The following is a 26,219-nucleotide window of genomic DNA, read 5'->3' on the forward strand; positions in this document are numbered from 1 at the left end:
TAAAAAATGGATTAAAAAAATCAGGATTCGACATCCTGTAATCACATCTTTTCAACAAAAAGTATTTAATAAAAACATGAAAAAGGTTTTAGTGCTCGTATTGAGCATTAATGGAACCCTTTGCCTATAAGTTAGCTTAAGCAGTGCAAAATCAGTTTCAGCAGGTTGCTGTATTAAATAAGAATTAGACTCTCAATAATGAGGTAATAGATACTGAACATTAATTAAAAACATTATATGAAAAAAGCTTTAGGATTACTGGTTGGGTTGAGTTGCCTTGCATCGGTTTCGGTAGCTCAACAAAAAAAGATGCAGCATACATCTGGGGAGATGGATGCTTTTGTAAATGACCTAATGTCGAAAATGACATTGGAAGAAAAAATTGGACAGCTTAATCTGGTAACACCAGGTGGCGGTATTTTAACAGGCGCTGTTGTTAGCCAGAGTGTTGAGAAGAAGATTATGAATGGGAGTGTAGGCGGCATGTTTGGCATTATTGGTCCCGAGAAAATCCGGAAAGCCCAGGAGTTAGCGGTGAATAAATCGCGCTTAAAAATTCCAATGATTTTTGGTTCTGATGTTATCCATGGACACAAAACTACGTTTCCGATTCCTTTGGGGTTGGCAGCTTCCTGGAATATTGAATTGATTGAAAAAAGTGCACAGATTGCAGCTAAGGAGGCCACTGCAGATGGCTTAAACTGGGTTTTTTCACCAATGGTGGATGTTGCCAGAGATCCTCGCTGGGGGCGTATTGCCGAAGGTTCGGGGGAGGATCCTTACCTGGGTTCATTGATTGCAAAGGCCATGGTAAAGGGGTATCAAGGTGATAATACCTACTCATCGGCTACAAATTTGATGGCTTGTGTTAAGCATTTTGCATTGTATGGTGCAGCAGAAGCAGGTAGAGATTACAATAGTGTTGATATGAGCCGCCAAAAAATGTATGAGTTCTATTTGCCTCCATACAAAGCGGCAGTTGAAGCAGGGGTAGGTAGCGTAATGTCGTCATTTAATGAGGTTGAAGGTGTTCCGGCAACCGGAAACCAATGGTTGTTAACCGATCTTTTGCGTAAACAATGGGGGTTTAACGGTATGGTAGTTTCCGATTATACGTCTGTAAATGAAATGATGGAGCATGGTATGGGAAATTTGCAGGAGGTGTCGGCCTTGGCCATAAAAGCAGGTTTAGATATGGATATGGTTGGTGAAGGGTATTTATCTACTTTGCAAAAATCATTACAGGAAGGTAAAGTATCGGAGACCGATATCAACTTGGCTTGTCGTCGGATTTTGGAAGCCAAGTATAAATTAGGTTTATTTTCTGATCCGTATAAATTCATTAACGAAAAACGGGCAGCCACAGAAATTTTAACTACACAATCGCTCAGTTTTTCTCGTGAGGCTGCTACACGTTCTTTTGTATTATTGAAAAATGAAAAACAGGTTTTGCCGCTGAAAAAAACAGGAACTATCGCATTGATTGGCCCTTTAGCTGATAGTAAGCGCAATATGCTAGGCACCTGGGCTGTATCCGGAAACTGGAAAACATCGGTTTCTGTAAAGGAGGGATTGATGAATGCAGTAGGTACTCATGCAAAGGTTTTGTATGCAAAGGGGGCAAACATTAGTGATGACAGTGCTTTTGCTCGTCGGGTTAATACCTTTGGCGTTGAGATAGATATTGATAAACGCTCATCAAAAGAGTTGCTGGATGAAGCATTATCCATCGCACAACAGTCTGATGTTATTATTGTAGCTGTTGGAGAAGCTGCAGATATGAGTGGTGAAGCTGCCAGCCGAACCGATATAAATATTCCTGAAAGTCAAAAAGAACTGTTAAAAGCACTCGTACAAACAGGAAAGCCGGTGGTGATGGTGTTGTTTAACGGTCGTCCTTTAACATTATCATGGGAAAATGAACATTTGAACGCCATTTTGGATGTATGGGCACCCGGACATCAGGCTGGAAATGCAATTGCTGATGTGTTGTTTGGAGACTATAATCCGTCTGGCAAAATAACGGTAACGTTTCCTAAAAATGTCGGACAAGTTCCGATGTATTACAATCATAAAAATACCGGACGCCCGTATGACGACCGCAATCGTTTTACGTCAAAGTATTTGGATATGCCCGATAATGCACCAATGTATCCTTTTGGATATGGTTTAAGTTACACCACCTTTCAGTACGGTGATGTAACAATTGATCAAGACACCATAAAGCCCGGTGAAACAATAACAGCGAAAGTAACTATTACAAATACAGGAAATTATGATGGTGTTGAAACGGTCCAATTGTATATTCAGGATGTTATTGCCTCGGTAGCTCCTCCGGTAAAAACTCTTAAGGGTTTTAAACAGATCAGTTTGAAGAAGGGAGAAAGTAAAGTGGTTGAGTTCGTGATTTCAGAGGAAGATCTGCGGTTCTATAATGCCAATCTGGAGCATGTTTCGGAAGCAGGCGATTTTAATTTGTTTATAGGACCTAATTCAAGAGATGCGAAAAGATTAGGATTCACCTTGATCAAGCAAAGTCAATTGAATCCATAGTGGAAATATTTAATTAGAGGTTAAAGAAGAGTTTGTACAGCGAGTATAAGCTCTTCTTTTATGCTAATAAGCAATTGCAAATGCTGTTTTGAGAATTTAGTCGGCAGTGATTAATTTTAAGCACTTTTCTATAATCTCAACAGCTTCAGTCAATTCTTTTTCGTTTAATGAAGCAAATCCGAATCGCAAAGCATTTTGTTTTTCATTAATATTAGAAATCAGTAGACGGTCCCTTCGTGTTAATTCGTAAAGTTTGGTAACCTCACTATTTTTATTGAGTTTCAGCCAAATTGCCATTCCTCCTGGTGGCAGGGTGTAGGTAATGTAGTCGCTTAGTTTTTCCTTTAATAAATGGTCTAAAAAATCTCTGCGTTGGTGATAAATTTTTCGCGCTTTTTTTAGATGCCGTTTTAGTTCCCCATCTTTAATTAATGCCGCCAATGCATCTTGCATATAGCTGTCTCCGCCAACATCAACCGTCTTTCTAAACAGTGTGGCTTGTTCAATAAAATTGGCAGGAGCCACCATAAAACCAATTCGTACAGAGGGGTCTAATACTTTTGAAAACGAGCCCACATAAATAACATTCCCATGGTGATTGCCGCTTGCTAAAGGCAGGTAAGGTGATGAGGCATAGTGATAATCGTAATCGTAATCATCTTCAATAATGGCAAATGAAAACTGCTTAGAGAGTTCCAGTAATTTTATTCTTCTTTCCGAACTCAAAGTAACGGTGGTAGGATAATGATGATGGGGAATGATATATATTAAACCGATTTTCTTCTGGGTGCAAATGGCCTCCACTTCGTCCATATTCAATCCGTTTTCATCCACACTCACCTCTATTAGGTTAACTCCCAATTGCTCAAAAATCTTATTGGCCATTGTGTAGTTCGGTTTGCCAACAAGTACGGTGGTTTTGGGATCAGATAGAAGATGAGCAGCTACATAAATACTCATTTGTGCACCATGGGTAATCAATAAATTATCAACTGAAATAGTTAATCCCCTGGTTTCTGACAAGTATCTGACCAATTCTTGCCGCAAGTTGATCGTACCTTGACTAGCTTCTTGTTCTGCCTTGTTGGAGGTGTGTTTACGGGATGTAAGTGTACGGTAGGTTTTTAGCAATGAATCAATGGGTGAAATCCTGATATCTGGTCGGCCATCATCAATAACGAGTTGAGGAATAGGATGATCATGCTCTTTTTTTACAATGTTTTCTACTGTTTTAAAACGAATGGGAAATGGGTTGTTATAGCTCGGTGGAGGAGTGTTTTTATTCCATTTTTTTGGCTTTAGATGCGGAATGTTCTCAGCTACAAAGGCATGTTTTTGAGGGATGATGGTAATCCAGTCTTGTGAATTTAGTTCTTCATAGGCAGCAATTACCGTTTTCCGGTGTACACCTAATAGTTTCGATAACTCACGTGTTCCTGGTAAAATTGTTCCGGGTTTTAAGACTCCATTACTGATTGCATTGATGATTGCAATAGTAATTTGCCTGTAAATCGGAGTGTTGTTGGCTTTATTAATGGAAATAAGTGTGTCAAACGGAAACATACTGGACTACTAGTTAAGTTTAAACTGGGTGGTAAAGGTAGTCCTTATTCAAATTAGTTTTGCTGTCATTAAAAAATTAGTTAAACAATGGATTACAAAATCAAAAAAGCGAGCTTGTTGGATCTGAATGAAACCGCCGAACTATTCAACCTTTATCGAATTTTCTATCGCCAGGAATCGGATGTAAAGCGGGGAAAAGCATTTTTGAAGGACAGGTTTCAGAACAATGAGTCGGATATTTTTCTGGCAATAGTTGATGGAAAAGCGGTTGGGTTTGTTCAATTGTACAAATTATTTCACTACACCAAACTACAGAAACAATGGCTACTCAGTGATTTGTTTGTGCACCCTGATTACAGAGGCAATGGACTTTCAGTTGCTTTAATTGATCGTAGCAAACAATGGTGCGAAGAAACTGATGCCTGTGGATTAATGTTGGAAACTGAGAAAACGAATGATGTGGGTAATCAATTATATCCGCGCTGCGGTTTTGAATACGATGGTTTACACAATTATTACCATTGGTGGAAAAAATAATAGGTACCTGTCTAATCAACAGCAAGAATGAAAGAAGCAATAGTAGCCAATCTGGAATTGGTTCACCTCCGAATTAAAAATGCATGTAAGCAAGCTGGAAGGGATACAAATGATGTACAGCTGCTATTGGCAACCAAAACGGTTCCTGCGGAAAAAATAAGAATTGCCATTGAAGCAGGTGAAAAACTCATTGGCGAAAATAAAGTTCAGGAATTCAGCGCCAAAGATGAGGGCTTGACAGGATTGAATATCGAGCGGCATTTTATTGGGCATTTGCAGACAAATAAAATAAAAGAGGTATTGAAATTTGCATCCTGTATTCAATCGTTGGATAGGCTGAAGGTAGCTCAGGAATTGGATAGACGTCTGCAGGTTGAGGGGAGAAGTACAGAGGTGTTTGTGCAGGTCAATACTTCTTACGAGCAAAGTAAATTTGGAATCCTGCCTGATGAGGCTGTTGCTTTTATTCGGACAATCAAGAATTATGATACCTTAACTATCCGGGGACTAATGACTATTGGATTGCTAGATGTAGAAAAGGAAAGAATGCGCCCTTCGCTAATTTTATTGCGGGAAACAAGGGATAAGATTCTCCACGAAGGTATAGAAGGAATAGAAAATCTAAAACTTTCCATGGGTATGTCACAAGATCTTGAAATGGCCATTACCGAAGGAACTAACCTTGTTCGCGTTGGAACTGCTATCTTTGGCAACCGATTTTTGGGAAAAGAGATTTGGAATGAAAATATAGCTGAGTAAAAGCACAGTCTTCCGGATCGATTAAAACAGGCTAGCATGGATATATACGAATTAACCATAACCGACAGAGAAAAAGTAGCACTGGATGATGTGTTTTTCAGTGAAGAAAACAAGGCAGCTTTATTACAAGTAATTAAAGAGCATCATTACCAGGAAGAGTTGAAGAAGTATAATCTTCAAGTAGATAATAAGATTCTGTTGCACGGTTATTCAGGTTGTGGTAAAACGACAACGGCAAAAGCTATAGCCACAGCTTTAAATAAAAACATCATCATTGTTGATTTAAGTTCATTGGTAAGTGCACGAATTGGTGAAACGTCAAAAAATATTAAAGCCATTTTTGAAACAGCAGCAAGACAAAGAGCAGTATTGTTTTTAGACGAGTTTGACCAGATTGGGAAAATGAGAGGTGACGATGATAATAAGGATGTAGGTGAGATGAGACGTTTGGTAAATACAATAATTCAACAGATTGATTATTTCTCTAACAGTAGCTTGCTGATTTGTGCCACTAATCATTATGACATTCTAGACACGGCTTTATTGCGTAGATTTCAGTTGCGATTAAAATTTGAAATGCCCAATAAGGACGAATTGGATGCCTATTACGATAAACTTTTTGAGCCATTCCCAATTCATTTGCAAAGTATACCCCGAAAATACGGTATCTCTTATGCCGAAACCAAAGATTACATACATACAACGTTGAAAAGGAAGATTATTCAAGACTTGGAAAGTAGGGTTGTGGTTGAAAACTGATAAATGTAGTGAAATGAGTGGTCTCATTTAAGAAATACAAAAGAGCTTATACGATCTGTATAAGCTCTTTTGTACTGGGGCGTAAATGAAGGATGATTATTGCTTATGCCTTATGTGTTTTGTTAACCGATAAGTCATTTTTAACAAAAAGATATTTTCTGTTTTTCCATTTAGCAGTTGTGTGTTCAGCTCATCAAATAAATTATTGCCAGGGCTTCCATTCGCAGTTATCCCTTGCGACCATACTAAATAGAATTCAGAACCCGGAATGTATTCCCAACGAACAACCAAATTGGAGCGAAACTGTGCAAATGAGAAATTTGGATTTTGAACGGTATAATCAGTAGTTCCGTTGGCATCTTCATCAATTGAATAGCTCTTCTGCAATTCATCAGCATTCAATTGAAGGTCATTAAACAAACTTATTCTATCACCGTAATGATAGGCCGTTGGATTTATAACCTTTCCGAATGATGAGTATTTACCTTGAGAGATAAATGGCTGGCCATAATACTGAATGGTAAGATCAGGATTGATATTACAGTCGAAACGAATTGCAGCACTTAAAGTATGTTGCTCCAGGTTGGCAGTAATATAACTCGTTGCTTCTGTTACCCTGGTTTGCGTAACATATTGCAACTTGTTTTTATTAATGGCATAAGCAGGTTTAACTGAAAAAGTAAAGGCATTTACAGGCTGATAAACCACTCCTAAATTAAACTCGTTGTATGATAATGAGTTGTTTTTGCCCCTATTACTATAAACAGCTCCGTTAAATCTAAGCTTTCTTCGACTATCGGAAGTAAAGCTAATCGATTTGAACAACTCTTCAGAATAGCGGAACCTTGGGCCTCCTTGCAAAACTGTAATGGAATAATTAATCGGTTTATAAACAGTCATTAAGGAAGTAGTCCAGTTATTCTTTAGAACAGCATCCAAGCCAATTGTAAATTGCATTTTATTTAAGTTACGATCAAAATCGGAATTGGAAAGCTGATCTAAGTAAACTTCAATTTTTCTGAATTGGCTAAAAGGTTTTAACGTTTGATAGGAAACGACCAATTGTTGCCTTATATCATTGGTCTGTCGTAAAAAGCCAATATCATTTAACTCCAGTTCAGGTGATAACCAGGTAAGTGATCCCTTGTAACGCCAATTCCCTACGCCTGCTTTCCCTATTTCAAGTTTACCACCTGTTCCGGTTAAGGAAGTTCGTTCAGGATTAATACTCACATTTTGGGCATCTACACGCTGAAATAAATGAGTCATGCTTTGTTGCGTTGCCAGTATAGCTTGTTTACCGCCCTCCACATAACTCATTATTATATTTCCCCTGAAAAAGTACTTTCGGTTTTTCCAGTTATGCATAAAGTCAAGGCCTGAAGTAAGGGCAGAGGTATGAAGAAAATCTAGGTTCGATGCTTCAATGTTTCTCATGGTAGATGTAATCATTCCGCCCAGGTAACTGTTCCGGTTATTAAAATCCTTTTGTACCCGTCCTACAAAATAATTGGTAAGAGGTTCAACCAACACTTGCTTTTTCTGCCCGGATTCCTCGACTTTAGCATATTCACGATTAGTTACACTTTCCAGCACTCCAATAGACCATCCTGATTTTGTTTTTCCACTAAACTTAGCAGCTCCCAATATTGCTGTGTTGTCTGGCATAGATACAAAAGAATGATCCCCAGGGTTTACCCAACCCTGAGGGTTTCTACCTATTCTACGTGAGTAAAACAGGTTATCCTGGCTGTCTGAAAAAGTGTAATTAAAAATATTTCTACTTTCGATAAAGAATGGGCGTTGTTCTGGATAAAACACCTGAAAACCATCCAATGCAATAGTCGCCGGATCTGCCTCTACCTGGCCAAAGTCAGGGTTTAGCGTTAGATTTAAGGTAAGATCATTGGTAACACCAACTTTGGCGTCCACTCCAGCATTAAGGTTATAGTTTCTGCCTGGTTTAAAGGGATTGCCGGATTCAGTCGGATACGTCTCCATTTTAGATAAAAGAAATGGCCGTACATCAATCTCTTTTTGAGGAACAATTCCTTTGATGCCACGCAACTCTCCGAACTCGCTCACCCATCCGGGGGCATCCAACGGAATTCGTTGCCATAGCGAACGTTCTTCGGTTCTGAAATATCTTCGGGTCGCTTGTAAACCCCAAACCTGGTCGGGGGTATTGCTAAATCGCAGTTCACTCAGCGGAATTTTAAACTCTGCTGTCCAGCCTTCTTCATCAATATGGGTTTTTAAATACCAAATCGGATTCCAGTTACCTTCCCATGTAGTGCCATTTTCGGAGATAAAGCCATCGCTTTTTACGCCTGCAACCGAGCCCGAGAATGAAAAGGCCGTTAACTTATCATTATGGCTGCTGATGTTAACTTCTATCCAATCTCCTTCAAACCCATCCCTGCGAGATAACCGTTTTACTATTTCTTTCGGGTTTTTATCATAACACCTGAAGCCAAAATAAATAAACTCGTTATCATAAATTACTTTAAACTTGGTTTGCTCAATGGGAGGAGTGTTCTCATCCGGCAGATTTTCAATAAAATCACCGGTCCACTCAACGATATTCCAGGCTTCGTCTGTTAAACTGCCATCAATAACCGGAGGAGGAGTATTTCCCAACGCTCTGGTGGTATAATTTTTCTTATGAACAGGTGGCGCTTGCTGAGCTATAGCGGTATGTATAAAGCATAGCAGCAGAAATGTATAAAGCAATTTCATGTCGGGCTCAATTCAAAAAGGTGAATTATTTTTGTAATTCCAACACCCACATGCTCATGGCGGGAATAGTCGCGACTGCTGAAACGTCCAACTGGTATTCAGAAATTACGTTTCGAGCTGTTTTAAAACCTTCAGTACGTTCATCGTACTTTGCAAAGTCAATTGCTTTGGACGAATTAGCGGTATTCATCACACACATCACCGTTTGATTATCATCGTACCTGAAATACACATACAAGCCATCAACCGGTACGTAGTGCATTAACTTTCCGCTGGTAATGGCAGAAGATTTTTTGCGATAGTTGGCCAGTTTTCTAACTAATTCCTGGTTTGCTTTTTCGGCATCGGTAAGTCCTTTTCCTGTAAAAGCGTTTTTCTCATCACCCTTAAATCCTCCCGGAAAATCACTCCTTACTAATCCATCAGGAGCTTTAAAGCCTTTCATCAAAATTTCTGAACCGTAATACAATTGAGGAATACCGCGGCAGGTGAGTAGCCATTGATAACCGATTTTTTGTTTCTCTGCGTTTTCACCAACAACTGAGAAAAAACGTGGCTCATCATGATTATCCAACAGGAGTACTTTTTGCATAGGGTTCTTGCTCAGAAAATCACTGCTAAGTGTATAATACAATCGGTTAACTCCATCTGTCCAGCCAAAAGGTTGTGTTAGCGCCGGTATAATTCCGTAGTACAGCGATTGGAAATCAACCACCGATTGCAAATTGCTTTTAAAAGGGGTATTGATATTGTTATCCTCAAAATAGGCCTGATTAACAACACCATGCACCATTGCTTCTCCAAAAATGGTTAGTTTCGGATATTCGGTCATTAATGCCTGATTGCATTTGTTAGCAAACTCCAGGTTGTTGTAGGTATAAGTATCCAACCTAACGCCATCAATTCCAAATTCTTCTATTTGCCAAATACTGTTTTGAATGATGAAATTGGCCATGTATTCATTTTCCTGGTTTATATCTGGCATCATTTTATCAAACCACCCATCACTCATTTTCTTCCGGTCGGCTTTAGACGCATAGGGATCAAATAAGGCCTGTTCTCTGTAGCTGGTTTGCGTGTATTCAGGCCATAGATGTACCCAATCGTTGGCAGGAGGGTCTTGAGCTAAAAAATGATAAGAACCGAAATGATTATAGACGATATCGGCAATGAGTTTCATGCCGCGTTGATGGAGTTGATTGCTCAGTTTTATATAAAGCTCATTTCCTCCGTAACGTGCATCTACTTTATAATGATCTGTAATTGAATAACCATGTTCAGTCCGATTATCCATATTGTTTTCTAAAATTGGCGTAAACCAAAGTGTTGTAACACCTAAGTCCTGAAGATAATCGAGGTGATTAATTACACCTTGCAAATCGCCTCCATGTCTGTCGTACATTTCTTTCCGGTTCAGTGCCTGATCCCTCATACCCGCCACCTTATCGTTGGTTTCGTCACCATTACTAAAACGATCCACCATAATAAGGTCAATAAAATCGGATGAGTTAACCCCTTGAGCATATTCGGTTCCAAGCCCGGCTTTTCTTTTGCCTAATGACCATTTTATGTTCTTGGTTTTTCCTTTCTGCATACATTGGATGATAACTTCACCGGGTACTGTTTCAGGGGCTATGGTAATATCAACTGCAATGTAATTTTTATTGGTAAACTGATGTGTTTTTAAAACGTTTATTCCGGGATAGTTGATGGTTACCTTATCCGAAGAAAACTCATCCGTTGTACTGCGAACAAGTAATTGAATCGAATTCATTTTCATTCCTACCCACCAGTTGGTTGGGTAAACCTCTATCTTTTGAGCGATGGTAATTACAGAGATGGACATAAATACCATCCATAGCAATAGTGCTTTTTTCATTTTGTTACTTTTTAGATTAGTATTGTGATGGGAAAGATATTTTAGTTTAGTAATCGTCCAAAGCAACCTATTTATACAACCGCTTTTGCGTTGTGAACAACATTCGAGACTGGCACTAAAGCTTTTATTTTTGGAATTAAAGCCCTTAATAATAATGTATAAACTATCCATAACACAAAAAGTCAAGTTGTATTCGGTTTATTGGATAGGATACATCTTACTGCTCAGTTTAATCCAGGGCATGCCTGATAAGGATTTTTTAACGTCTTTAACGAATGAGCTGTTAAGTGTTGGTCCGCGGATAGTTTTTGTTTTATTGATTGTAGAAGTATTAATGCCGCAATTAATATTTAAGAGGAGATCTGCTGAGTTTATTCTAATTTATGTTCTTCTGATTTTGTTCTTTGCCTTTATTCAGCGGCTAATAGATAATCAGTTAATCATTCGGTATTTTATGAAGCATTGGCAGCCGGAGCCTTTATTTTCGGTACCGGTTTATCTATACAATGTGATTAAGCTGCAATTTGTGGTAACCATCCCATTGGCGCTGAAACTGTTTTATCATCTTGCTGAAGAAAAGAGTAAAGTTCAGGCTATACAGTCAGAAAAACTACAAGCCGAGTTATTCTCATTGCGTAGCCAGCTTCAGCCGCATTTTTTATTTAACGTACTCAACAGTTTGTACCTGAAAATTTTAGATAAATCGAACGACTCGGCCGAAATCGTGCTTAAAATTTCAGATTTACTACGTTTTTCAGTTTATGATGTAAATCGGAAAACTGTATCTCTGGAAGAAGAGATTTTATACCTCAAAAATTATATTGATCTGCAGCAGCTTCGGTTTGACAATCGACTTGAAATGAGTCTAAGCGTTTTTGGGAAGGTGGATGGCTATCATATAGAGCCTTTCCTTATCCTTCCTTTTGTCGAAAATAGTTATAAATACTGCTTAAGTGATGCACATTCAATGGCCTGGATTACCATCTCAATAAATGTTAATGATGATTGGTTGGTTGTTAAGATTGAAAATAGTTTACCGGAAGACAGTCTTGTTACTCAAGTAGCTGACACTTCTAAAAGTGGGGTGGGCATCGCTAATGTTCAACGCCGATTAGAATTATTATACCCCGATCAACACCAGTTAACGGTTAAAAATAATGTGTCCAGTTTTTTTGTTTCGTTAAAGTTGAAAATGAATAATGTTGCATAAAATCAGTTGCATAATTATAGAAGACGAATTACCCGCTTCGCGCCTCCTGGAAATGCATATTGCAAAGTTTCCTTTTTTAGTGTTAAAAGGAAGTTATGTAAGTCCGTTAAATGCAATGTCTGTTTTGAGAACAGAGAAGATCGATCTGGTGTTCTTAGACATTAACCTGCCGGGTAAAACGGGAATTGAATTTGCAAAAACGTTACCTTCTGATGTAGCAGTGATTTTTACAACTGCCTATACAGAATATGCTGTTGACGGTTTTGAGTTGGAGGCTATTGATTACCTGTTAAAACCTGTTTCGTTAGCTCGTTTCTCCAAGGCAATTAATAAGTTTAACAAAATACGTCAGTTGATGCCAATTGCGGAACCAACTGAATTGTCGATAACCGAAAAGCCTTTTGTTTTTGTGAAATGCGAACGAAAGCTGATGAAATTATTTTTAGATGATATCCTGTATTTTGAATCGCAGGGTAATTGTTTATTAATCTACACAACCGGTAAGGGCTGTTTTAAAACCTATCAGACGATTACAGAAATGGAGGAGAAGCTGCCCGAGAATGTTTTTTGCAGAATTCATCGCTCATTTTTAGTCTCAGTTCCTAAAGTAACAGCCTTCAATAGCCATACTATAACCATTGAAGGCAAGCAGTTGTCGATCGGCCGGTTTTATAGTGGTGAGGTTAATAAATTGCTGCGTTCGATTAGCTTGAATGGGTGAGTCTTAAACAGGGTGTTTTGGGGAGATTTTTGAATATGGCTTTGGGTATACGATGGACCTTGATCCAAGTGTATCGATTGCGATTTATTTATGTATTCCAATTGTATTTGTAATAAATCTGATTATTGCAAGCGGGCTCTATCTCTTTAAGAAAAAAGAACTTTCTGGATTATTTGTATTGAACTCAATAATAGCCTCAATTTTGATGTATTTTCTGTTTGCTGAAGGTATAGATCGTCATCAGAATAGAAGATTGGAAAGTTGGAAATTTACAAAAGGTGATACTGTTTTTGATTTAGTCCGGTGGAAAGAAATAAATGAGTTTAGCTTGTCGTACTCAACTGTACAAGGTTTATCATTGAATTTTTTGGATGGAAATTGCCAATTCAAAAATGGCGAATGGATTCTGACCACGGATTCAACGCTCATGAAAATTAGAAATGATTATTTAATCGGATTTAGAAAACAATCAGATACAATAAAAATGAAAAAGATAGTAAGGTAGATATGCAATATCTTCTAAACAATTCTTAAACTCATTAACATAATAAGAATAAGACAAACCAAAATCTTATTAGAAATAATAGCCTAATCAATCAGATCAGGCTTTTCTATATTTAATACTTTGAAAGCTATTAAAGCTTATTGATCAATTGTTAAAGCCTTCCGTTCGGCCTCGATCTCCTGCAGAAAACTATCGATATAACCCTGCTTTACGTGAGGCATTACAACAATTTTCCACCATTTAGCTTCAAACTCATAGCTGTCGGCAACCAGGTGATATTTTTCTGCTAATTGTCTCGATATATAACCGTTTTTAATCGTGATAATATTGATAAACGGATTATGGAAATACTTGATGCCGAGTTCATCCAGTTTATTGCAAATCCGGCTGGCGCGATCACATAAAGATTCCATTTTATATTGCCATCCGGCAGATCCGTGAGTCATTAACACCATCCAGATTGAAATGGCATTAGCACCGGAGCGGCTTCCACAAATCGTATAATCCTTACCTGGTATGTATTGAGCCTCATCGGTACAAACATATTCCATAAAACCTTTACGAATCAAAAATAAGCCGGTGCCATAAGGCGTTTGCAGCATTTTATGCCCGTCGCAGGTAAAGGAGGTAATATGTTTGTTTTGGAAGGTATAGTGACTATTTAAATTGGTGAAAGGGTAAATAAATCCACCATAAGCTCCATCAACGTGTAATTTAAACTCAACGTTTAGAGAGTCAAAATATGCCGCAAGATGATCAACATCATCAACGGAACCAAACATAGTGGTCGACATGTTCGCAATCACTATAAAGTATTTTATTCCATTGGTAAGAGCCTGGTTAACTTTGGTCTCAAGGTCAGATTGCTTAATCGATCGGGTTTCCTCTTCTACTTCAACAATAACCGACTGCAGATTAAGAATATTTCCACCTTTAGGCATCGAATAGTGGCTGTCCTGAGAGTAGACCAATGCAATTTCGTCAATCTTAGCCCCAAATTCTTTCACGAAATAATTACGATACACCCACATCGCCTGAATATTAGCTTCAGTTCCTCCGGGAGCAACATAACCATCAACACTATTCGTTTCAGCTTTAAACAGCTGCTCGGCACACAACTTTATCAGGTCCTTTTCAATTTCATGTGTTCCGGCAAATAGTTCTTCAACTGGTTCATCCGACAACGTATGGCAGCCAATGTGATTAGGATTATTTACCAGTACCGATAAATAAGGAGAATCCTTTAAAAACGGAGCATCAGGATAGAATTGTTCGCTATCAAGGAAAGTGCCGGGTACTCCAAAAATTATCTCATCACGATAATTAGAGTTTTTAGTTAAAGCGCTAAAGATCGTTTCTTTAATCTCGTTCTGGGTGAGCTTTTTCCAATACATGAAAATAAGTTTATGATTTAGGTGAGGCAAAAGTAAGAGTATTCATTAAATGATGGGAGTAAATAAGACTAAAAATGATTTGACATTGTATCAATGGTGGTTTTATATTCGGAGAGAAGCATCTATTAAAAAGGCTTTTCAAAAGCCGTCTTTCATCCGCAGTCTTATTAAAAAACTCTTAAAACTTATGAAGGGGAATTTTGCGAATTAGTAAATCTATAAAGCGAAACAGGATTTTCAACTTGATTTAAGTTTCGGCCATTCATCAAATCGACTTGCTTGTAAGTTGTGCTTGTATGCAATACTATATAAGAAGTCATCAGTAAAATCAATAAATCCTGATGCTTCAGGATAAATTCCCTTATGGATTGCAACGATTTGGTCATATGGCTATTTACTGTAGCCGTTGAGATTCCCAAAATCTTGGCTACTTCTTCATAACTTCTACCTTCAATTTTACACAGCTGAAATGCTGCAGAAAAACATGCGAAGCATTCTTGAATACCTTTTAAAACCAAACTCTCCATGAAAAAGTCAGTCTCGCGGAAAGCGACTAAATGAAATAAAGCACAGTTCAATACCAAAATGATGCATTTTTGACGCTACTGTCAATAGCTTTTATTAGGACAAAGAAGCTGTATTCTTCATGTTTGGTTAACATTTTAATTAATAATTAATATTAATACCGCACGAGCTTTGAGTTAAGGATAATTTTATTATCTTGATTATAAATGATTTAAAAATAAAACGCACAAACATGCAAGGAAATTAAAATAACTCATCTGGTTTAATCTTAATTAATGTTAAAGTATGACAAAATTCCACTTATGGAGGTGGCTACCATTATCCACCGCTTTATTATCATTAATTTGTTTGTTATTACCTCCACAGTTTGCAGCAGGTCAGTCCAATAAGTATGTTATTTCAGGAGTTGTAACCGACTTAAAAAAAGAGCCTCTGCCCGGAGTGCTCGTAAAGGTGCAAAACAACAATTTTGCTACTTCAACCAATATCGACGGGCGTTTTTCCTTGCCGGCAACGCTTAATTCGGCTACCTACACGCTCGAATTTTCATTATTGGGCTATAAGACCCAACGCAAAGCTGTGACATTAGGCAGTGATCTTAGTGTTACGGTAAGCGGTGAACTCTCAGAAGACGTAAGAGGTTTGGATGAAGTGATCGTTACCGGAACATCTGCCGGTACTACACGTAAACAATTAGGTAGCTACGTGAGTTCAGTCAGTGCCGACCAGTTGAATAAGGGTGTTGCTACAAATGCATTGGCCGCATTACAAGGTAAAACCGCAGGTGCCCAGATTACTCAAAACTCCGGTGATCCCGCCGGTGGAATGTCTGTGCGTTTACGGGGTATAAGTTCTGTAAACTCATCATCAGAGCCTTTGTATATTGTAGACGGAGTGATAGTCAATAATTCAACCACAAGGGTTACCAACACAACGGCTAATTATGATCGGAATGATTTTGTAGGAAATATTGGCCAAAACAGGATGGTGGATATCAATCCGGCAGATATAGATCGGATTGAAGTGCTAAACGGTGCAGCAGCAGCAGCTATTTATGGGTCCAGAGCCAATGCGGGTGTTGTACAGATTTTTACAAAAAGAGGAAGCGCAGGGGCCCCGGTTGTAAGTTTTTCTACCAGTTTAACAATTAGTGAACTTCGTAAAAAAATAGATGTTAGCCATGCTCCAACCAAGTTTGGAGGTTCGCCGGATGTTCAAACACAGGATATTTTAACACCAGCATTAATTAATACTACACCTGTAACCCGCTATGATTATCAGAATGATATTTTTCAAACGGCAACAGGTACGGATAACAATATTTCGGTTAGTGGAGGTAAAGAAGAAACCAAGTATTATACTTCACTATCCTATTTTTCTAATGAAGGTATAGTGCAGAATACTGATTTCAAAAGGTTTAATTTTAGGGCAAACCTTGACCAGAAATTAACAAAATGGGCATCTCTTACTGCAGGACTGAATTACATTAATAGTTCTGCTAGTGAAAAACCTGATGGTAACTCATTTTTTTCTCCCATGAACTCTGTGACCATCATTGGTAACTTCCATGACATTTACACCCGGGATGTATCAGGCAATCTGAAAGCTGTAGGGGAAAGAGGTCGTGTAAATCCCTTATCTGTCATAGATGATATCGAGCAACGGCAAGAGACAAATAGGGTATTGGGAAATCTGGGAATTAAAGTTTTTCCTATAAAGAATCTTACTCTTGATTATACTGCAGGGATTGATAATTACTCCCAAAATGGAACAACGTTTATTCCTGCCTACCCCTATAATGTTAGCGATGCATTTTTTGGAGGCGGTCCAACCTTAGATCCTACGCGAAATGGATATAGTGGCAAGGCAAGTAACAATGTTTTGCAGTTTAATAATGAAATTAATGGAACTTATACCGTCGATATTAACAGTGACTGGGGTTCTACTACCCAGCTAGGGTATTCCTACCAATATGAAAAAGGGACCTATTCATTATTACAGGGCAGAGGGCTGGTGCCTTTAATCGAAACAGTAAACGGGGCAAGTACTCCAATTGCAGGAATTGATACCAGAACTGAACTTTGGATATCAGGTGCCTTCTTGCAACAAAATTTTAAATATAAAGATCACTTATTTGTAACCGGAGCTATAAGGGTAGATGGATCTTCTGTGTTTGGACAAGACGAACGTAACCAGGTTTATTTAAAAGGAAATCTGAGCTATGTGCTATCATCCACTCAATATTGGGAAAAGTTGGGGGCTTCGGATTGGTGGGATTTGTTTAAACTTCGTATCGCTTATGGTGAATCGGGTAACCTTACCGGTATAGGTGCGTATGATCGCTTTAACGGGTACAATGCCCAACCTTACCTTGGTAAATCATCACTTTATTCTAGCATTCAACTGACTAATCCGCAAATAAAACCCGAACGTCAGCAAGAATTGGAAATAGGAACGGACCTTTCATTCTTGAAAAATAGAATTGGAGTTACGTTTAACTGGTATAAAAAACGGGTGAACGACCTATTATTTCCAACCATAATTGCACCTACTACTGGTTACACAAGTTTACAAGACAATTTTGGTTCACTTGAAAATAAAGGCTTCGAAGTGGTACTGAATGTGGTTCCGGTGCGCACTAATGACTTTAGCTGGAATGCTAGTTTTATTTTTAACCGAAATAGAAATAAAGCATATGATCTAAGTCAACCGCTTTTATTGTTGAGTACCAACGCAGGAGCTCCGGTTGCCATTATTGAAGGCCAACCTGTTGGTGTTTTCTACGGTACTTACTTTGCAACGGATGGATCTGGTAATTGGATACTTAACCCGAGCGGCATTCCATTAACAGAAAGGGGTATTCAAAATGGTCCATTAGATGTTACGGTACAACGTGATGCAAATGGTTTGCCATTAGCCACCGGAACTACTTTACGTAAAATTATTGGTGACCCAAATCCTGATTATACCGCTTCTTTTGTAAATGATTTTTCCTTCAAGAAACTCACATTGCGTATCCAATTAGATGCTGTGCAAGGTGTGGATGTTTTTAATGCCGATTGGAGAACCCGCCAGGGTGTTGGTAATGGTTTAGTGGCCGAGCAAGAACATAATGGACAATTGCCTAGAGGTTACATTTCAGGAGTTTATAATATTGAAGAATGGCGAATTGATGATGGTTCTTTTATAAAACTTCGTGAAATCTCTTTAGGGTATAGTTTTGGAAAAGTTAAGTTCTTCAAAGATTTAAGCCTTAATGTAAGTGGCCGGAATTTGATTTCATGGGATGATTATAAAGGGTACGACCCTGAGGTTAATGCCGCCGGTCAAAGCACTGTTTTGCGGGGTATTGATTTTGGCTCTGTTCCAATTCCAAGAACGTTCAGCATTGGACTTCAGGCTAAATTTTAATCTAAAATCGAACATTATGAAACAACATATCATGAAATTTTCATCATACGTAAAGATTGGGTTAGTCAGTCTTATTGTTTTTGCATGTAACAAAGAGTACCTGGATCCACAGAAAGCGGTGCCCGAGGAGGTTTTTAATTCTCCATCAGGGTTAACGGCTGTGGTAACAGGTTTACAACGTGTATATACATTTGAACGGGCAAGTTCAATGTATAATGTGGTAACTGCTAATGGGTTTGTGACTAAGGAATTGCTTTTGGTGAATCCGGGAAATGTGGCTGAAGGTCAGCTAAATGCCGGAGGAAGTACCTTAGATGGCACTAACACGATTATAACAGGCCTATGGGCAAGCAGTAATAAAATCATTTTTGATGCCGATAGGGTAATTGTTAATGCCGAGAAATTAAATGATAAAAATTACGCAAGTGGATTAATAGCCTATGCCACTATATTCAAAGCAATCGCTTTAGGTGATTTAGCCATGTATTGGGATCATGTACCCGATGGCAATGGAGTTAACGTAGGATTTATTACAAGTGAAGCTGGATTTAACCGGGCAATCGCTGATATTGATAAGGCGTTGACGCTTATTGCGGCCAATCCTATGAGCTCCACATTTTTAAGTGCCATACCTGCCGGAATTGATATCGTTAGTATGCTTAATGCTTTAAAAGCGCGATATGCATTATATGTAGGTAACAATGCCCTGGCGCTTAGCACGGCAAACGCGATTGATCTTACCAAAAAATCAACGTTTAACTTTGATGCAATAACACTAAATCCGATTTTCCAAACGGCAACAGCAACTAATAATGTTTATCAACCGGTTGACTCAACGTTAGGCCTTCCTGTGGGTTTACAGCCTGAATTCGCTGACCAACGCGTGTCTTTTTATACCACTATCAATCCAACAATTGCTCCCCGGTTTAGAATAAAGGGTTTTGCAGTTGCTGCCAATACTTCATTTCCGGTTTACTTAACTGGTGAAATAACCTTAACTAAAGCAGAAGCGTATGCACGTCAGGGCGATTTGGTAAATGGTTTAGCAGAATTGAACAAAGTGGTGACAAAAACAGCGTTAACTGATCCATTTGGCGTAGGAGCTGCACTCCCACCAATAGCCAGTGTTGCCTCGCAGCAGGAACTGCTGGATTTAATTTATAAGCATCGTTGTATTGAATTATACATGTCGGGCTTAAAGTTGATCGACATGCGACGATTCGGCCGACCAGTCACAGAGATGAAACGGGCTTTATTCCCATATCCGTTTTCGGAAAGGGATAATAATCCTAATACTCCGCCTGATCCGGCGTTTTGATATGTAATGTAGTATGAAATTTATAAAAGGCTTTTAGAGGGTTTCTAAAAGCCTTTTTTATGACTGTTAAGCTTGTGATCTCATCCGTTCTCGAAAGTGGTGAGCGAAGATCACTTTTGATTTATAAAGTAAAATTTATCATTCGCTTGGATATCCAAAGGTTTTATTTATAAATGTAATGATGAACCTGCTAAGCCCCTTTTTCCAACCCCAAAAAATACTTACCCCAAAACCAGAAATACTGAGTAGAAAGAACAGTACTTTAGAGAGTAATGGATAGCTATTTTTTTCGTAAATAAGCCAAAGAATATAAAATGAAACGATTGTAATGAATGCAATCAATAGCCAAGATGAAATATTTGCCAAAATTTCAGTTCGTTTTTTAAAATTTGGAATAAAATTCTCCATCAATATGAACCTATCTGGGCTTAACAATGCTTTTTTTAAGAAAGCTATCTCTATTGCTTTTAATGAGATAACATTTATGAAATCGTCCTCCGTAAATGGAAATGTTGCTTCCCAAAGTTCGATATACATTTCATTTATTCGGTTATCATCAGGATTTTCATTTTTTGCAAGAAACTGATAGACTAATGATATCTGGTGATAATCGCCCTTACTATTGTAATTGCCAGTCAGAATATTCCTGAAAGTATCCTTAATTTTCTTATCTATGGGATTAGCTTGGGAATATGTTACATTGATAGTTTCCCTAATCCAATGAACAGGAAGATTAAATTTATGCACTGCACAAACAAGGCTAAAAACTATGAAATTATCATAAATCCAGTGACTTTCCTTATTGATTTTACGTTTTGAAAATTGATTCAGAATTTGTTCTGCGTGTACTTTATTATTCGTCTTAACACAAATAATTAAACTGACCGCTACTTCATTCGCATTATGCGTTTCTAGTGAATAGTTAGCTACAGGTTCATACAATATCTCATTTAGGAGAGGTGCCAACGGAGATTGTTTTAGTCGCTGTAAGTATGCTGAATGCTCTTCTATATAAACCATTTTTTGTTTCTTTGGGACTTAATAAACGAAGCATTCCACCCATCAATTGACTTTAATTTGTTAAGTTGTTCAGTGATCAACGAGGCGTAAAATAATGTCACAGGTAGTTGTGAGGGTTTGAAAGTTCGATAGGATATATTTGTTAATCGATAGACCTGTTGAACAATATATGAAGCATCAGTGAAAGTTGATTTACGGTGTATCCTTATTAATAATGGACCTGTAAAGCCTTGCTTATCAGTTTTTACATCTTCTGGTCCTTTGAGTTGGAGAAGGCATACTCCTGGTTCAAGCATTAAATTAGTTCCTCGTGCAGGCGTAAGCTTTCCTTTTACATGGCTGGTGTATCGAGATGACAGACCTTTTTGATCGAGATCAAAAATCATATACGGATGATGTTCACCAAAAGACACGAAAGCAAATTTTATATCATATTGAGGATATTGAGCAATCAATTTTCCCACAACCTCAACTTCAAGGTCTTTCATGGGTTTAAAAACATGGAAGATAATACGGACAATTTCTCTATCATTCCATGCCTGCTCTTTTGATATTATATCAATAGAACCCTTTAGACTAGTCAGCAATTCCTGAAAATAATCCTGATAAGCAACTTCTTTTGATTTATTGCTAAATATATATTTACCGTCAGCGTTGAAAAAAGTTGTAATTCCCACTACTTTGTGCTGCTGTGCACCTGCATAAATATTATCGCGGATTAGCGAGCTACCGATGCCAACAATAAGTTCGTGAGCTATGTTTGGACTTGACGGCAAAATCCATGGCGTTCCTCCAAGCTTAGCGTATATTTGTAAAGCGCAGGAATCCAAGATAAATTTCGGATTTCTTGCATTTGTTTCTTTTATAAACTGTACTGTTATAGCATGTTGAAGTAAATATGATTTTGCTAACCAGTAAATATCCTCAGACGGACTATTCCTTTTGAACTCTTCTTTCGTTTCTATAATCGCTATATCAAAATCTTTATTGGTTAGCTCTACTGCACCTTTTATCGCAGTCATAAAACTGTCTTTCGTAAATGAATCTACTTCCACGAAATGAAAATCTATGGCGAGGAGACGATATAGCTTCAAAATACCTTGTGTGAATGTCGGAGCTTCGCTAAAACCATCTTTGAGACGACCAAGAAATTGTGTAAATGCTCCACTAGAATTTCTATGACAGACAACCAAAACTTTTGGATGGCTTACTTCAAAATATTTTCCATAATCATACGGTCCAAACTGCGCTAAGCCTTTTATTGGTGAAGAATCCGTCTTTGTAAAAGATATATCGAAAAGGTACTTTGGGCTTTCAAGTTGAAGTGTTGGAAACTCGACTGTGCTGTTTTTAGAAATTAGAAAAGTAAATCCATCACCATTCTTGTACTCAATTTCTGAAATTACCTTAGATATTTGAGAAATTTCTTTATTTAAAATATAAGGGTCATTTCTCGAAAACTCCTTCTGCTTGACAGTTGATAATATACTTTCAGCTCTTGTTGCTCCTAACACAAATTCCAAATATAATCTGATGTTATCATGGGTCTTATTCAGATAAAGATCTTTTAAATTAAAAGTTTGGTTACCATCATTTGTTTCAACAGTAGCAACGGAATCATACGATGAAATAACCCGGCCAATTGCTTGAAATGTTGGCGCTACTACTTCTTGGCTATTTTCATATTTTATTAATCTGGCCACTTCAAGCGTTGATATATCAAACCCTTGTTCCTGTAGCCATTGGCAATTTTGTCTTAAAGCCCATTTATAAGAACTACCGATAATCAGTAAGAATTTTTTTCTTCCATTAATTTCTGAACGTTTAATATCAATCTCGTTTAACTTTTTGTATGAGATGGTAGACTTTAAATTATTAGGTAACTCATCAAGAATGAGGTTGTGTTCATCTTTCGTAGAAGGGAAGGTGAAAGGATTAAAAGTTGGTTTAATCTTGGGAAACTGATTCTTAAAGGCTCGAAAAAATATATGTCTGATCAGAGATCCAATAATCAGGGGCTCTTCATCGACTTTAAGTGTTATCAATTCACCTAAGATGGTGAGATTTTCTTCTGCAGGTGAAATATAGATGTATTCGCCTTTTTTAAAAAAGGAATAATTCTGATTGTGTTCTTTACGAAGTTGGTCTAGTTTACCATCACTCCAGGGTATTCTTTGAATGTTGAATTTATCAAATGAAAGTTCAATTGAGAATATATTACTTGCAAGGTTCATTTAAATAACGCTATTGGTTAGATGCTGCTTCTATAAAATCGATTTTTTTTACTTCTTTCTGATTTTCGCCTAAGTCTACGATGTCTTTAATAGGTAGTTTCTTCATAATTAAGAGTTGATCAAAATAAATAATAATTGATCATTGTAATTAAATAATTTATCAACAAATCATAGTTTAAGCATTTTATTTCCAAAAACTAACGTTATATTATTTGAACTTTGGTTGTACTAGAAAATGTTCAGTGTAGCGTCACTTTCGGTAAATAGCTATAAAATTATAAGTGAGGTAGAAAATCGAAAAGAGTTGTATACATCCAGAAGAATTAATCACTAATCGGTTTATGCAACAGAAATTGGACTATCTGCATAATAATCCGGTTACAGCAGGCATTGTTGACGAACCTGAGCATTATCGGTACAGCAGTGCGAGAAATTACGCAGGACAACCAGGTTTGATTGAAGTTGAGTTTTTAGAATAAACGTTATAGATTTTTTCTCGTGTAAAAGTTAGTTGAATGCTTTCGGCCGGACAGAGTCCTCTGTTGTATGTTCACTCGAAAGTGACGCTTCGCTGAACACTTTCGAGGACGGGGGGTAAACAGACACAATAACTTATTTCTATTGTAATAACATCACACAGATTCCTTATCACTCTTCATAAACAGTGAAAATAAAAGTCCACCCATTACAGCTCCGTAAACAGTACTGTTTAATGGTTTCGAAGTGATGAGACAAGTCCCCGAGCTGCATCCGATTTGCTGCCAATAGAAATAACCTGCCACTGCACCTGCAGCTACACCGATAATGGTGAGCCAATACTTTTTAACGTACTTCTTCATAAATAATATCTTCTGTCTTTTTAGTGCCTTTTGAAACAGGAGCACTGCATCCCAAAGTTCCACAGCAACCTATATTCAATAAGGGCAATATAGCGAATGCAAGGCCTGCAAGGGCGAATAGCCATTCTTGAGTTGTTATACCCTCTACAATAATGAAAATACCCAATGCTAAGCGCAGTATCCTTATAAAATTCCAATTTTTTAAATATCGTTCCATTATTTCTTTATAAAAAAAGTATTGATAATTAGTTATTGGCTACCTCGTATACATTTTTCCAGGTACCGCCGTTTATCACATTTTGAAATCCATTTTGTTCCAGAATGGTTTTTGCCAGGCTGCTACGGTTGCCGCTCCGACAAAAGACAACGATACTTTTCTTGCCTTTGAATTTTGCGAGTTGCCCCTGCAATTTATCCAAAGGAATGTTTACAGCTCCTTTTACACTACCTGCCGAAAACTCGGCAGGAGTGCGAACATCTACTAAAAAGGCGCCATTCTTTAGGGCCTCACTCAATTTATTATTATCTTTTTTTGCAAACAGATTTTTAAGTATGTCAAACATTGTTATACGGTTAAATGAGTTTTTGTTTAAGGAACATTGAGTTGCGCTCAACTTTAAAATTCCTGTAACTGTTACCCTGTAAACTACTTGGTTACGACAGACTGATATTGAGGCTAATGGCCGTTTTAATCGAGTTTGTTACCAGGCAAGCTGACTTCGATTTTTCTAAAACCTTTAATGCTTTATCCTTATCGGCTTCGTGATCCTGCAGGGTTACTGTGGGAGCAATCACCGCTTCGGTAATCAAGTATTTACCTTCAACCACTTCCAGCTTACATACTGTTTTACATGAAAAATCGCTGAATGGCAATTTGAAATTTTCAGCAACAGCCAAAAAGGTTGACATATAACAACTGTTAATTGTAGCGGCGTACAAATGTTCAGGCGACCAGATGCCGGGAACGCCATTCGGAAACTCGGGTGGTGTTGCACATGTAATTGTTTCATTTAAAACAGGTGATGATAATGAGCCTGTTCTTCCATCATTCCATTGTAAGTTTACTTCGTAATACTGTTCTTTTGACATAATATTTAGTTATTAGATTATTGAATGATTGTTTGTTTTTCTGATGATTTATATACCTTTTACAATGCAATCCACGCGAAAGCTGGTTTTAATTTATGCTCAGTTAATTCTTTGGGAAGAGTGCCATGCTTCGAGAATATTGCCGATTGCAAAAGACGGTTGGAAGACACCATATAATGCCTTGTTGAAGAGTAGGGCTGCAATGGACGGAATACCAAAAACTATAATTGTTTTGATATTCAGCAATACATTTTTGAAGAAAGAAGGGAGGTAAATAGTACCTGTAGTACCAGCAATGGAATGCGAATAAGTGGTTGCAAAAACTGCAGCCACAAAATAAGGCACCAGTATAGGAATGCTTAAAATAACGCTCCTGTTAGCGATCGGTCCTGATGGTGTACCAATAAAAATGGAAGCCAATAATACTGCTGTGTCCATGCTTGTTAAAATTGATGCTGCAAAGTTGCATCAACTTAAAAACCTGCACAGCTACTTAAGTTACATAAGGGTAATTTTATTTCTGCCCAGGCGAACGGCGCCTATTTCTTCCAACTGTTTCAGCAGCCTTGACACTACCACACGTGCAGTACCCAATTCATTCGCCAATTGCTCATGGGTGATGTTTAAGGTATTATTTCCTGTTAAATCCTTCTTCTTATGCAACAACGTCAGTAAACGTTCATCTACTTTCTTAAATGCTGTAGCGTTAATCACTTCCAGCAATTCTTCAAATCGTTTGTGATATAAACGGAAGATATAATCCAGCCATTGCGGATATTCTTTGATGAATAAGGACACTTTATCAACAGGGAGGAAAAGGATTTCGGCATCTTCTTCAACTTCTGCTTTTACTTTACTTGTTTCATTATGCAAGCCACCCAGGAAAGACATAATGCAGCTTTCTCCTGCCTTTATATAATACAGTAAAATTTCTCGGCCATCCTCTTCGGTCCTGATAACTTTCAGCGCCCCTTTGGTAACAATAGGAATGGAACGAATAGGCGATTCCTCGTTAAGGATAATACTACCGGCTTTATAATTCTTTCGTATGCCATACTGATTCAGCTTGCCAACCAGTTCAGGAGAGGTTTTAAATTCAGTTATTTGCTGCAGTGCTTCCATGGTGTAAAGGTAAGAATTTGATTGGGTGGAGGTATGCACAAT

At 37.9% G+C, this 26,219-nt stretch carries 23 protein-coding genes; 10 read left to right on the forward strand and 13 right to left on the reverse strand.

Features of this window, described 5'->3' with window-relative positions:
- The first annotated feature begins 237 nt into the window (after positions 1 to 237).
- On the forward strand, positions 238 to 2,553 hold the full coding sequence (gene bglX / locus SOLCA_RS00575) for a beta-glucosidase BglX (RefSeq protein WP_014678499.1): 2,316 nt from the start codon (positions 238 to 240) through the stop codon (positions 2,551 to 2,553).
- Positions 2,554 to 2,649: 96 nt separating this feature from the next.
- Here bglX and pdxR read toward each other — a convergent pair whose 3' ends face one another.
- Positions 2,650 to 4,116: a MocR-like pyridoxine biosynthesis transcription factor PdxR gene (gene pdxR / locus SOLCA_RS00580; protein WP_014678500.1), complete on the reverse strand. Its 1,467-nt coding sequence runs from the start codon at positions 4,114 to 4,116 to the stop codon at positions 2,650 to 2,652.
- 87 nt (positions 4,117 to 4,203) lie between these two features.
- Here pdxR and SOLCA_RS00585 point away from each other — a divergent pair, with 87 nt between their 5' ends.
- Genes SOLCA_RS00585 through SOLCA_RS00595 form a run of 3 tightly spaced genes read left to right on the forward strand, consistent with a single transcriptional unit; the run spans position 4,204 to position 6,171 of the window.
- A complete protein-coding gene (locus SOLCA_RS00585) occupies positions 4,204 to 4,653 on the forward strand; it encodes a GNAT family N-acetyltransferase (RefSeq protein ID WP_014678501.1) in 450 nt (149 codons plus the stop codon).
- A gap of 27 nt (positions 4,654 to 4,680) precedes the next feature.
- A complete protein-coding gene (locus SOLCA_RS00590) occupies positions 4,681 to 5,412 on the forward strand; it encodes a YggS family pyridoxal phosphate-dependent enzyme (protein WP_014678502.1) in 732 nt (243 codons plus the stop codon).
- Between the two features lie 36 nt (positions 5,413 to 5,448).
- Positions 5,449 to 6,171, forward strand: coding sequence for an AAA family ATPase (locus tag SOLCA_RS00595; protein WP_014678503.1), 723 nt, complete (start codon positions 5,449 to 5,451; stop codon positions 6,169 to 6,171).
- 96 nt (positions 6,172 to 6,267) lie between these two features.
- On the opposite strand, the gene SOLCA_RS00600 is transcribed toward SOLCA_RS00595, so the two are convergent.
- Positions 6,268 to 8,910, reverse strand: coding sequence for a DUF5916 domain-containing protein (locus SOLCA_RS00600; RefSeq protein WP_014678504.1), 2,643 nt, complete (start codon positions 8,908 to 8,910; stop codon positions 6,268 to 6,270).
- A 25-nt stretch (positions 8,911 to 8,935) separates the two neighbouring features.
- Positions 8,936 to 10,789 (reverse strand): alpha-amylase family glycosyl hydrolase, encoded by a 1,854-nt coding sequence (locus tag SOLCA_RS00605; RefSeq protein ID WP_014678505.1) that lies wholly within the window; start codon positions 10,787 to 10,789, stop codon positions 8,936 to 8,938.
- Positions 10,790 to 11,243: 454 nt separating this feature from the next.
- Here SOLCA_RS00605 and SOLCA_RS00610 point away from each other — a divergent pair, with 454 nt between their 5' ends.
- Genes SOLCA_RS00610 through SOLCA_RS00620 form a run of 3 tightly spaced genes read left to right on the forward strand, consistent with a single transcriptional unit; the run spans position 11,244 to position 13,225 of the window.
- Complete coding sequence (locus SOLCA_RS00610; RefSeq protein WP_157604482.1) at positions 11,244 to 11,999, forward strand: sensor histidine kinase; 756 nt, start codon at positions 11,244 to 11,246, stop codon at positions 11,997 to 11,999.
- Positions 11,989 to 12,720: a LytR/AlgR family response regulator transcription factor gene (locus SOLCA_RS00615; protein WP_014678507.1), complete on the forward strand. Its 732-nt coding sequence runs from the start codon at positions 11,989 to 11,991 to the stop codon at positions 12,718 to 12,720. Before SOLCA_RS00610 ends, SOLCA_RS00615 begins: the two co-directional genes overlap by 11 nt.
- A gap of 52 nt (positions 12,721 to 12,772) precedes the next feature.
- Positions 12,773 to 13,225, forward strand: a complete 453-nt coding sequence (locus SOLCA_RS00620; RefSeq protein ID WP_014678508.1) for a hypothetical protein — start codon at positions 12,773 to 12,775, stop codon at positions 13,223 to 13,225.
- Between the two features lie 137 nt (positions 13,226 to 13,362).
- Here the strand turns inward: SOLCA_RS00620 and SOLCA_RS00625 are convergent, their stop codons facing one another.
- Both SOLCA_RS00625 and SOLCA_RS00630 read right to left on the reverse strand, forming a co-directional pair.
- Positions 13,363 to 14,619, reverse strand: a complete 1,257-nt coding sequence (locus SOLCA_RS00625) for a pyridoxal-dependent decarboxylase (RefSeq protein ID WP_014678509.1) — start codon at positions 14,617 to 14,619, stop codon at positions 13,363 to 13,365.
- Positions 14,620 to 14,804: 185 nt separating this feature from the next.
- Positions 14,805 to 15,146: an RNA polymerase sigma factor gene (locus SOLCA_RS00630; RefSeq protein ID WP_042479093.1), complete on the reverse strand. Its 342-nt coding sequence runs from the start codon at positions 15,144 to 15,146 to the stop codon at positions 14,805 to 14,807.
- 283 nt (positions 15,147 to 15,429) lie between these two features.
- Here SOLCA_RS00630 and SOLCA_RS00635 point away from each other — a divergent pair, with 283 nt between their 5' ends.
- Both SOLCA_RS00635 and SOLCA_RS00640 read left to right on the forward strand, forming a co-directional pair.
- On the forward strand, positions 15,430 to 18,555 hold the full coding sequence (locus tag SOLCA_RS00635) for a SusC/RagA family TonB-linked outer membrane protein (protein WP_014678511.1): 3,126 nt from the start codon (positions 15,430 to 15,432) through the stop codon (positions 18,553 to 18,555).
- A 16-nt stretch (positions 18,556 to 18,571) separates the two neighbouring features.
- Complete coding sequence (locus SOLCA_RS00640) at positions 18,572 to 19,873, forward strand: RagB/SusD family nutrient uptake outer membrane protein (protein WP_014678512.1); 1,302 nt, start codon at positions 18,572 to 18,574, stop codon at positions 19,871 to 19,873.
- A 138-nt stretch (positions 19,874 to 20,011) separates the two neighbouring features.
- Here SOLCA_RS00640 and SOLCA_RS23315 read toward each other — a convergent pair whose 3' ends face one another.
- Positions 20,012 to 20,893, reverse strand: coding sequence for a hypothetical protein (locus tag SOLCA_RS23315; protein WP_014678513.1), 882 nt, complete (start codon positions 20,891 to 20,893; stop codon positions 20,012 to 20,014).
- Complete coding sequence (locus tag SOLCA_RS00650; RefSeq protein ID WP_014678514.1) at positions 20,881 to 23,127, reverse strand: Piwi domain-containing protein; 2,247 nt, start codon at positions 23,125 to 23,127, stop codon at positions 20,881 to 20,883. Before SOLCA_RS00650 ends, SOLCA_RS23315 begins: the two co-directional genes overlap by 13 nt.
- Positions 23,128 to 23,468: 341 nt before the next feature.
- Here SOLCA_RS00650 and SOLCA_RS22650 point away from each other — a divergent pair, with 341 nt between their 5' ends.
- Positions 23,469 to 23,606, forward strand: a complete 138-nt coding sequence (locus SOLCA_RS22650; RefSeq protein WP_174270025.1) for a hypothetical protein — start codon at positions 23,469 to 23,471, stop codon at positions 23,604 to 23,606.
- 153 nt (positions 23,607 to 23,759) lie between these two features.
- On the opposite strand, the gene SOLCA_RS00660 is transcribed toward SOLCA_RS22650, so the two are convergent.
- The 6 genes from SOLCA_RS00660 to SOLCA_RS00685 all read right to left on the reverse strand — a co-directional run bounded on the left by SOLCA_RS00660 (position 23,760) and on the right by SOLCA_RS00685 (position 26,177).
- Entirely contained in the window at positions 23,760 to 23,966 is a 207-nt protein-coding gene (locus tag SOLCA_RS00660) for a DUF6132 family protein (protein ID WP_014678515.1), read from the reverse strand.
- A complete protein-coding gene (locus tag SOLCA_RS00665; RefSeq protein WP_014678516.1) occupies positions 23,950 to 24,183 on the reverse strand; it encodes a hypothetical protein in 234 nt (77 codons plus the stop codon). The genes SOLCA_RS00660 and SOLCA_RS00665 overlap by 17 nt, the downstream gene beginning before the upstream one ends.
- A 28-nt stretch (positions 24,184 to 24,211) precedes the next feature.
- A complete protein-coding gene (locus SOLCA_RS00670) occupies positions 24,212 to 24,529 on the reverse strand; it encodes a rhodanese-like domain-containing protein (RefSeq protein WP_014678517.1) in 318 nt (105 codons plus the stop codon).
- 91 nt (positions 24,530 to 24,620) lie between these two features.
- On the reverse strand, positions 24,621 to 25,055 hold the full coding sequence (locus tag SOLCA_RS00675; RefSeq protein WP_014678518.1) for an OsmC family protein: 435 nt from the start codon (positions 25,053 to 25,055) through the stop codon (positions 24,621 to 24,623).
- 99 nt (positions 25,056 to 25,154) lie between these two features.
- Positions 25,155 to 25,493, reverse strand: a complete 339-nt coding sequence (locus SOLCA_RS00680; RefSeq protein ID WP_014678519.1) for a hypothetical protein — start codon at positions 25,491 to 25,493, stop codon at positions 25,155 to 25,157.
- 60 nt (positions 25,494 to 25,553) lie between these two features.
- Positions 25,554 to 26,177 (reverse strand): Crp/Fnr family transcriptional regulator, encoded by a 624-nt coding sequence (locus SOLCA_RS00685; protein WP_014678520.1) that lies wholly within the window; start codon positions 26,175 to 26,177, stop codon positions 25,554 to 25,556.
- Positions 26,178 to 26,219: the final 42 nt, after the last annotated feature.

Origin of the sequence: Solitalea canadensis DSM 3403 (assembly GCF_000242635.2) — a bacterium.
GTDB lineage: Bacteria > Bacteroidota > Bacteroidia > Sphingobacteriales > Sphingobacteriaceae > Solitalea > Solitalea canadensis.